Annotated in this window: 8 protein-coding genes; 1 reads left to right on the top strand and 7 read right to left on the bottom strand. The window is 35.3% G+C overall.

Annotated elements, in window-relative coordinates; all coding sequences use genetic code 11:
* The 5 genes from VMW81_02260 to aroF all read right to left on the bottom strand — a co-directional run.
* A partial coding sequence (locus tag VMW81_02260) for a type II secretion system protein GspE (GenBank protein ID HUU49767.1) occupies positions 1-568 on the bottom strand: 568 nt, incomplete at its 3' end.
* A 27-nt stretch (positions 569-595) separates the two neighbouring features.
* Entirely contained in the window at positions 596-1,489 is an 894-nt protein-coding gene (gene aroE, locus VMW81_02255) for a shikimate dehydrogenase (GenBank protein ID HUU49766.1), read from the bottom strand.
* A 78-nt stretch (positions 1,490-1,567) separates the two neighbouring features.
* Entirely contained in the window at positions 1,568-2,002 is a 435-nt protein-coding gene (locus VMW81_02250) for a tetratricopeptide repeat protein (protein ID HUU49765.1), read from the bottom strand.
* A gap of 236 nt (positions 2,003-2,238) precedes the next feature.
* Positions 2,239-3,003 carry a sugar phosphate isomerase/epimerase family protein gene (locus VMW81_02245; protein HUU49764.1) on the bottom strand — a complete coding sequence of 255 codons (765 nt, stop codon included), beginning with the start codon at positions 3,001-3,003 and terminating at the stop codon, positions 2,239-2,241.
* Positions 3,004-3,224: 221 nt separating this feature from the next.
* A complete protein-coding gene (gene aroF / locus VMW81_02240) occupies positions 3,225-4,241 on the bottom strand; it encodes a 3-deoxy-7-phosphoheptulonate synthase (GenBank protein HUU49763.1) in 1,017 nt (338 codons plus the stop codon).
* Between the two features lie 379 nt (positions 4,242-4,620).
* On the opposite strand from aroF, the gene VMW81_02235 reads away from it, so the two are divergent.
* Positions 4,621-5,427, top strand: coding sequence for a Cof-type HAD-IIB family hydrolase (locus VMW81_02235; protein HUU49762.1), 807 nt, complete (start codon positions 4,621-4,623; stop codon positions 5,425-5,427).
* 48 nt (positions 5,428-5,475) lie between these two features.
* Here the strand turns inward: VMW81_02235 and VMW81_02230 are convergent, their stop codons facing one another.
* Positions 5,476-6,609 (bottom strand): aminopeptidase, encoded by a 1,134-nt coding sequence (locus tag VMW81_02230; protein HUU49761.1) that lies wholly within the window; start codon positions 6,607-6,609, stop codon positions 5,476-5,478.
* Positions 6,610-6,690: 81 nt separating this feature from the next.
* The gene (locus VMW81_02225; protein ID HUU49760.1) at positions 6,691-7,806 is read right to left on the bottom strand and encodes an NAD(P)/FAD-dependent oxidoreductase; all 1,116 of its coding nucleotides are present in this window, start codon (positions 7,804-7,806) and stop codon (positions 6,691-6,693) included.
* Positions 7,807-7,877: the final 71 nt, after the last annotated feature.

The raw sequence follows: 7,877 nt of genomic DNA, 5'->3' as shown, positions 1-7,877 counted from the left end.
CTCTTAAGATAAGATTGACTAATTTAACAACGGGAGCATCTTCAATCGCTTCCTTCAATGTTGGATCATCAATATCCTCTTCCCCAGCAACTAATTCCATATCTTCTTCCTCTATCGTATCCATAACATCTCTAAGAGTCTCGGCTGAATCATAAAACTTGTCGATTGCTAATCTTATAGATCCCTCAGTAGCTACCACTGGCTCTACATGGAAGCCGGTCATAAACTTTAAATCATCAATGGCATAGATGTTTGAAGGATCTGCCATTGCTATGGTTACTTTATTGCCATCTTTTGATAAGGGAATAATCATATATTTTTGAGCGATTTCAGCAGGGATCAAACTAATGATAGAGGGTTCTACAGAGACACCTTCTAAGTCGATCGAACGAACTCCATACTGCTTACTTAAAAATTCTGCCAAGACTTCATCCTTAATAAAATTCAGTTTAACCAAGCTCGTTCCCAATCTACATCGATTGGTCTTTTGATATTTAAGCGCCTCTTCTAACTGCTCTTGCTTTATCAGTTTTGATTTTACAAGCATTTCTCCTAATCTTCCGTACATCTCTTACCCTCTTAAACGATAAAAATATTATTTATGGGGGCTACTATCCAGCTCTTTAATTAAAGTCTCTCTCACTAAGTCAACAGGGAACTCTTTCCCTGTCCATATCTCGAAAGAGAGGGCTCCCTGGTAGATCAGCATTCCGAGACCATTTAAAGCCTTTGCTCCCCGTATCTTCGCCTCCTTTAGTAAGGGCGTCTCTAGAGGACTGTAAACAATATCACAAACTAAATGTCTCTTAGTTATTAAATCAGAATGTATAATTGGAGAATCTTCTCCCTTCATACCTAAAGATGTCGCATTAATGATAATATCTGAATCTGGTATATAATCAGTTATTATTTTATCTTCCAGAGGGATTGAAGTGCACTCACAAAAACCAACTTTTTCTTTTAAATCTTTCACTAACTCTTCAGCCCTTTTAAGGGTTCTATTTGCTATAACAATTCTGTTGGTTTTTTCTAAGGAGAGTTGAATAGCCAAACCTCGAGCAGCACCTCCCGCTCCTAATATCAAAATATTCTTTCCTTTTGGATCTACCTTTGCATCTTCTCTTAAAGATTTAATGAAACCCTTTCCATCAGTATTATAGCCAACGAGTTTTTCACCTTCTCGATTTACTGTATTTACTGCTCCAATCAGTCTTGCATCTCTATTTATGTCATCTAATAGGTCTATGATAGGCTCTTTATGCGGGATAGTTACGTTTATTCCTTTTATTCCGAGGTTTCTTATATCATTCACAGCATTTGAAAGCTCTTCTGGTCTTATTTGAAAGGGATAGTAATGGTATTCTAAAGATAAAGATCTGATCGCGGTATTGTGCATTAAAGGAGAAAGAGAATGGCTGATAGGATAACCAATAATGCCCAATGTATTTTCTGAACTGCGTATTTTAAAAATTTTATCTGTTAAAAACATACCTTAGTGATAATTAATTTTTTAAAATTATTAGATAATGATGCCGTTTTAATTTTTTATAAGAGGGTTTCACTAGATTCAATTTTCCTTTTCTAAATATTTTCTTGAAGAATCAGCTAATTTGCTATTAGGAACCAGTTCAATAACCTTTTTAAATGCCTCAAAAGCCTTTTTCTTCTCTCCCAATCTCATATAAACTAATCCTAGGTTATTATAAACAGAGGGACGATAAATAAAATCCTCATCTTTTTTTGCAATATTAAACTCTTTTAAAGCCTTGTTCCATTCTTTCATATCTAAATAGAGACTCCCAAGATAAAAACGAGCTTCAATAAAATTTGGATCAATCTTTAAAGCCTCCTCAAATAGAGCCTCTGATAAATCTAGCCTTGTCTGAAGATGATATGTTCGTCCCAATGCTAAATAAATTTTAGGATTGTTAGGATCAAGTCTAACAGCTGTTAAAAACTCATTCTCTGCTGAATATATAAAACCTCTTTCTAAATAATACATCCCCCTATGATAGTTTTTTTGAGCAAACTCTCTACTTATTGTCTTTTTATTATTATCGGTTGCGCAGCTAAAAAGAATTATAATAAATAGAGAAAAAATTATAATTCCTTTTTTCTTCAAAGCGCTGTTTCCTAAAAAAGGTTTTTATTAATATTAATTATTATAACAAAAGCTTTTATATTCTTAAAAAGAAAAGTTTTATAGATCTCTTACTTAATAACTCCCTATTTAATGTTTTAAAGTGTATTTAAAAATTTCAGACTTTTCATAATCTCATCTTTATCTCTTCCCTCAATGGTCAATAATGGTTTTAATTCATTAATTTCTAATAAATGAAATAATAATGGAAAATCGAAATTACCCTCGCCTATGGCTAAATGTTCATCATCCTCTCCAAAATTATCATGAAGGTGCACTTCTACTATATATGGACTTACTCTCCCAAACCATTCTTTCAAAGGAATTTGAGAAAACAAATTAAAATGCCCAGTATCCAAACAGTATCTAAATTTAGGCGAATTTATAGAGTCAATTAATCTTAATAGAGTATCTGGTATTTTTTCAAATACATTTTCTAGTGCAATAATCGAGCCAAGATGAGAATATGAATCTAACATTTTTTGCCATGTTCCAATACTATTCTCTAGCCAATCCTCAAAATGCTTATTATATCTCCAATCATCATATCCAGGATGAACAATAATAACGGAGGGTTTAAACACCTCTGCTAATTTTAAAAGTTGTTGCATCCTCTTTAAAGTAATATCTCTTACTAACTTATCCATACCGCCCGGGCTTAAATCCATATATGGAGCATGAAAGCAGATCTGAACGCCATTTTCCTCAAGAATCCTTTGAATCTCTATAATCTTTTTAAAAGGGTAATCATCAAAGTAATAGCTCGAAAAATGTATCTCAACATTTAATTGATTTTTAATGATCAAATCGATATTCTCTCTTAAAACCTGAAAGGGCATATGAACATAAACATTATCTTTCATTATTTAAAATTCCTCCTTTTTTGTTTGACAATTATTTTAGAAGACAATTATTTTAGAAAAAGTGGGTTAAGAGCAATACAATAGTTTTTAGAATTGTTTATCGGTTTTGATATCTGAATTGTTGACTTAGAACCATTGTATTTCAATTCCAATTGGGTAAACGGAAATATAATTGAAATAAACAGAGAAATATCTCAAACAGGAGGCTAAAAAACATTTATCTAGAATTTCCTTCCTGCTGCAATGATAAACGGCTTCAGTTCTTCTAATAAAATGGTAAAGTTGTCGGGTTTAAGGGATTGAGAACCATCAGAAAAAGCCTCTTCAGGCTTTAGATGAACTTCTATCATTAGACCATCAGCTCCTGCTGCCACTGATGCTTTACTCATTGGGGCAACATAATGCCAATTTCCTGTGGCATGGGAAGGATCAACGATAACAGGAAGATGGGTTTCTTCCATTAAAACAGGTATACAGCTTAAATCAAGGGTATTTCTTGTCGCTGTTTCAAATGTCCTTATGCCCCTTTCGCAAAGGATTACCTGACTATTTCCTTCTGAGAGAATATATTCCGCTGACATAAGGAATTCTTGGACAGTGGTCATCATGCCTCTTTTTAAAAGTATCGGTTTTTTGACACTCCCTAGCCTTTTGAGCAAAGAGAAGTTTTGAATATTTCTCGCTCCAACCTGCATAATATCTACATACCTTGCAATCAGATCCACATCCTCTGGATTCATAACCTCTGTAATAATAGGAAGGCCTATCTCATCCCTTGCTTCAGCAAGAATTTTTAATCCCTCCTCTTCCATGCCTTGAAAACTATAGGGAGATGTTCTGGGTTTAAATGCTCCTCCTCTCAAAATATGGGCACCCGCCTCTTTTACAGCCTTAGCTGTTTCCATCAACTGTTCTTTGCTCTCAACTGAACAGGGCCCTGCTATAATAATTACTTTATCCCCTCCTATTTCAACATCTTTAACTGAAATAACGGTTTTTTGAGGTTTAAACTGTTTGCTTGCCAGCTTATATGGCTTGAGTATCGGAACAACACTCTCAACGCCTTGAAGAACAGACAAAGACTGCAGCCTTGCCTTTCCCCTCTCATCACCTATTGCCCCTATAACCGTTCTCTCAATACCGTATATAGAATGGGATTTATAACCAAGATTTTTAATCTTTTTCTCTACCTCTGCAATCTCCTCTTTGGTAGCACCCGCCTTCATTACAATAATCATCTTAAATCCTCCTCAATGTATAAAGATCATAATCAAAAAAAGAGCCATGGAAATTTTTTCCCATGGCTCTCAAAATAAAAAAGGCCATGGGCTTTTTCTGGTCTGCCCATGACCTTGAATAATTACTCGTTGTGATTATTCAAAGGTGACAGGCAGACCCTGATAAAGTAAAAATAAAATATCGTATTATCTAAATTAAATAATTGCATTATATTCACCTTTGTTTTTTAATTATCATCTAAGTGATTAATTGTCAAGGAAAAAGAAGAACAAGGGATGGACATTTAGCAGTCTCTTGTCCTTGGATTGACATCAGTATTGAAGAGATGTATTATTCCAAAAAAATTTTAATCTCAAAACCTCAATGAGGAATTTACTTTTGGAATACAAGCTATTAGCAATAGATCTCGATGGAACACTACTCAACGAAGAGCATCAGCTCTCTCCGCAAATCGTTGCGGCTATTGAAGAAATTGTCAATAAAGGCCTTAAGGTGACCATTGCAACGAATAGGATGTTTCGATCTGCAGAAAACTTAGCAAAGAGATTGAATATCGATCTCCCCCTTATAACCGATGGTGGATCTTTAGTAAAATCCTCTCACACCAAAGAAAAATACCTTGACCTGAGAATTACAAAGGAGATAGCGGAGAGGGCGATAGACCTCATGAATGGTGAAAATTCAACGAATTTTCTCTTTCAGGGAGATGAGGTCTATACTCCAAAAAGGAGTTGGTACACAGAAAATTATCAGACTATCGCAGGAATAGAGATAAAAATTGTATCCGATTTAAAGGAAATATTGGAGGAGAAGCCAAGGGCCATCGTTTTTTATGTAAATATTGAAGAAGTCCAGAGACTTACCATGAAGCTCAAAATGGAGCTTGAAAGCATAGCGAGAATAACAAACTCCGCTCCCTATTTTATAGATGTGTTAAATCTCAGGGCCACAAAGGCTAGGGGATTAGAAAAAATAGCAAAACATTTTAATATAAAAAGGGATGAAATCATTGCGGTGGGAGATGGAATGAATGATATCGAGATGATTGAATATGCAGGTCTGGGTATAGCTGTTGCCAATGCATCGAACAGTCTAAAAGAAAAAGCTGATTATATAACAAAATCGGAAAGAGAAAAAGGCGTTCTCGAAGTAATCAATAATTTTATTTTAAAAGAGACAAATTAAAATCATAACCAGCGATCTTTTATCTATATAAAAAACATTAACCGCAATTTAAAAACACCATTTTCCTTTATTGATTATTATTCTGTTTTCTCCTCCAGGAAAACTTGCCTCCATTGTTGGCTGAAAGACTACATAATCCTGATGAAAAGAAGTCCTTATATTTCCTCCAAAAGAACTGTTATCTCCGAGAGCAACATGAACTGTCCCCATTATCTTTTCACTCTCTAAGATATTATCAGGCCGAGACGCCTTTTCATTTGTTCCTATCCCCAGCTCTGCAATGTTTTTGGAAAGAGGGTCTTTTTTAAATCTTTCCCTCAAGATATCCGCATGTTCATCGTCTCCCTCTACACCTACTACCAGTCCTTTCTCTACCCACAAGGTTATAGGATGCTTTAGTCGATGGGTAGGTGCCCATTCAATCACCAACCTTCCATGAGTCTTGCCCTCAACAGGCGCAAGATATACTTCACCAGCCGGAAGATTACTGAATGAGCCGGGTTTTCGCAATATACCCGTATCTACAAGACCTCTCTTTTCTTTAATGTCCATTATCAAATGAGTCATATTCGAAGACTGAATTTTTAATTCATCCGCTTCAGTGATGATCTCAGCTAATCTCCTACTTTCCCTATCTAACTGATCCCAATTCACATCCATAGGGCCATAAAACATTTCTGGGTCAAATAGGGGCATGCTTGCATATCTTACTTTGGCCTGATCGGTTAATAAGTCTCTGAACTTTGTATGACTCGTAGAAAAATTGGAGAGGGCTATGACTACATCAACAGTGTCTTTTCTGTTATTATAAACAACCTCTTCAACCCTTTTAACCAAATCAATTGAAATATCCTTTGCAATCAATTTTGATAATATATTCTCTTTTTTCAATTCGTTTACTGTTCTTTTCCCAAATGCCTTTTCCCACAATTCCAAAGGGGGTTCTGTTCCATGACATTCCAGTGCATCATATTCATAAAAATCGGAACGCCCAAACCTTTTGCCAATTTCAGATATAAGCCTTGCTGTCTTTCTAAGCCTTTCTCTTCTCTCCCTGTCTTGATCTGATAGGGCTTCACCTTTTTTTATACGATCAGTAAAAACTAAAATATTCTCTTCTTCTTTAACAGCGAGGTTTATCTCGAAGAGTTTTTCAATAAAAGGGATAAGTTTTTTCTTCATAAAACTCCATTTGTTTTCATAAAGATCTCTGAAAGGCTCATTAAGCATAAAAGGATTGTTGATAAATATTGGGTTCTCGATTTATAAATCTTTTACTATTTTGTCTACATAATCAGCGATAGCCGGTGCAGCAGTCAAACCAGGAGATTCAATACCTATAAGATTAATCAGCCCTTTCAATCCCTTATTGCTTTCTTCACATATCACAAAATCACGGAAATCTTCATCTTCTGCTTGAAGTTTAGGACGGACCCCTGACATATCAGGCGAAAGATCATTGGATTCGATAAACGGCAAATATGTTTTGGCGCTTTCAAGAAAATCTTTTTGATGTGAACCATCAACTTCGTAATCTATTGTATCAATGTAAAAAGCGCTTGGCCCAAGTTTCAAGCTACCATCAAGTAAAGTCACAGTATGAATACCGAGGCTTATGGTATTGGGAGGAGGATAAACCAGATGAGCCAGCTTTCCATTATGACGGCTTGATACACTGAAGTATTCACCCTTACAAAAATGAAGTTTGTATCCGTCATTTTCTACATCAATACCTGCTAAAGAAGCGATTTTATCTGCATGAAGTCCTGCTGAATTAACCACTATACTGGATTCTAAATTAAAGCTCTCACCATCAGCATCAATTATGTCTAAAGTGAAAGTATCGCCTGTTTTCTGTAAGCCAGAAACCGTACAATTATATGCAATCGTAACATTGTTTGAGAGCGCTTTCTGTTCAAAAAATTTCATCAATTGGTGCGAATCGAAAATACCAGTTTCAGGGCTAAACAGTGCTAAATTAGCTAAAATATGAGGTTCCATTTTATTGATCTCTTGTCTGTTTAGCAATCTAAGGCCAGGAACCCCGTTTTTATTACCTTGCTTCAAAAGATTTTCTATTTTTTTCTTCTCTTCTTCGGTATGGGCAATGATCAGCTTGCCTATTTTTTTATAAGGAATTTTAAAATTTTCACATAATTCATAGAGCTTTCTGTTCCCTTCAACACAAAGTCTGGCCTTTAAGGAATCTGAAGGATAATACATGCCAGCATGGATGATCTCGCTATTTCTGGATGAAGTTTCTCTGCCAAAACCATCATGTTGCTCAATGAGAACAATCTCCTTCGACAGGGATAAACGCTGTGCAATTGCCAAACCAATAACCCCTGCACCTATTATGGCTATATCGACTTTATCCATACGTTTACCTGTAAAAATGAGAGTTTTATAATAGATAAGAATTTGGATAAACCTATAAGAAGCAATAGCAG

It is taken from the genome of Nitrospinota bacterium (assembly GCA_035528715.1).
Classification (GTDB): domain Bacteria; phylum JADFOP01; class JADFOP01; order DATKYB01; family DATKYB01; genus DATKYB01.
The sequence above is the reverse complement of the archived record's forward strand: the minus strand, read 5'-3'. Positions and strand labels throughout refer to the sequence as shown.

Excerpts from the sequence above, each read along its gene's own strand:
- VMW81_02225 (HUU49760.1), bottom strand. The coding sequence starts at position 7,806 with ATGGATAAAGTCGATATAGCCATAATAGGTGCAGGGGTTATTGGTTTG.
- aroF (HUU49763.1), bottom strand. The coding sequence starts at position 4,241 with ATGATTATTGTAATGAAGGCGGGTGCTACCAAAGAGGAGATTGCAGAG.
- VMW81_02230 (HUU49761.1), bottom strand. The coding sequence starts at position 6,609 with ATGAAGAAAAAACTTATCCCTTTTATTGAAAAACTCTTCGAGATAAAC.
- VMW81_02250 (HUU49765.1), bottom strand. The coding sequence starts at position 2,002 with ATGTATTATTTAGAAAGAGGTTTTATATATTCAGCAGAGAATGAGTTT.
- VMW81_02245 (HUU49764.1), bottom strand. The coding sequence starts at position 3,003 with ATGAAAGATAATGTTTATGTTCATATGCCCTTTCAGGTTTTAAGAGAG.
- aroE (HUU49766.1), bottom strand. The coding sequence starts at position 1,489 with ATGTTTTTAACAGATAAAATTTTTAAAATACGCAGTTCAGAAAATACA.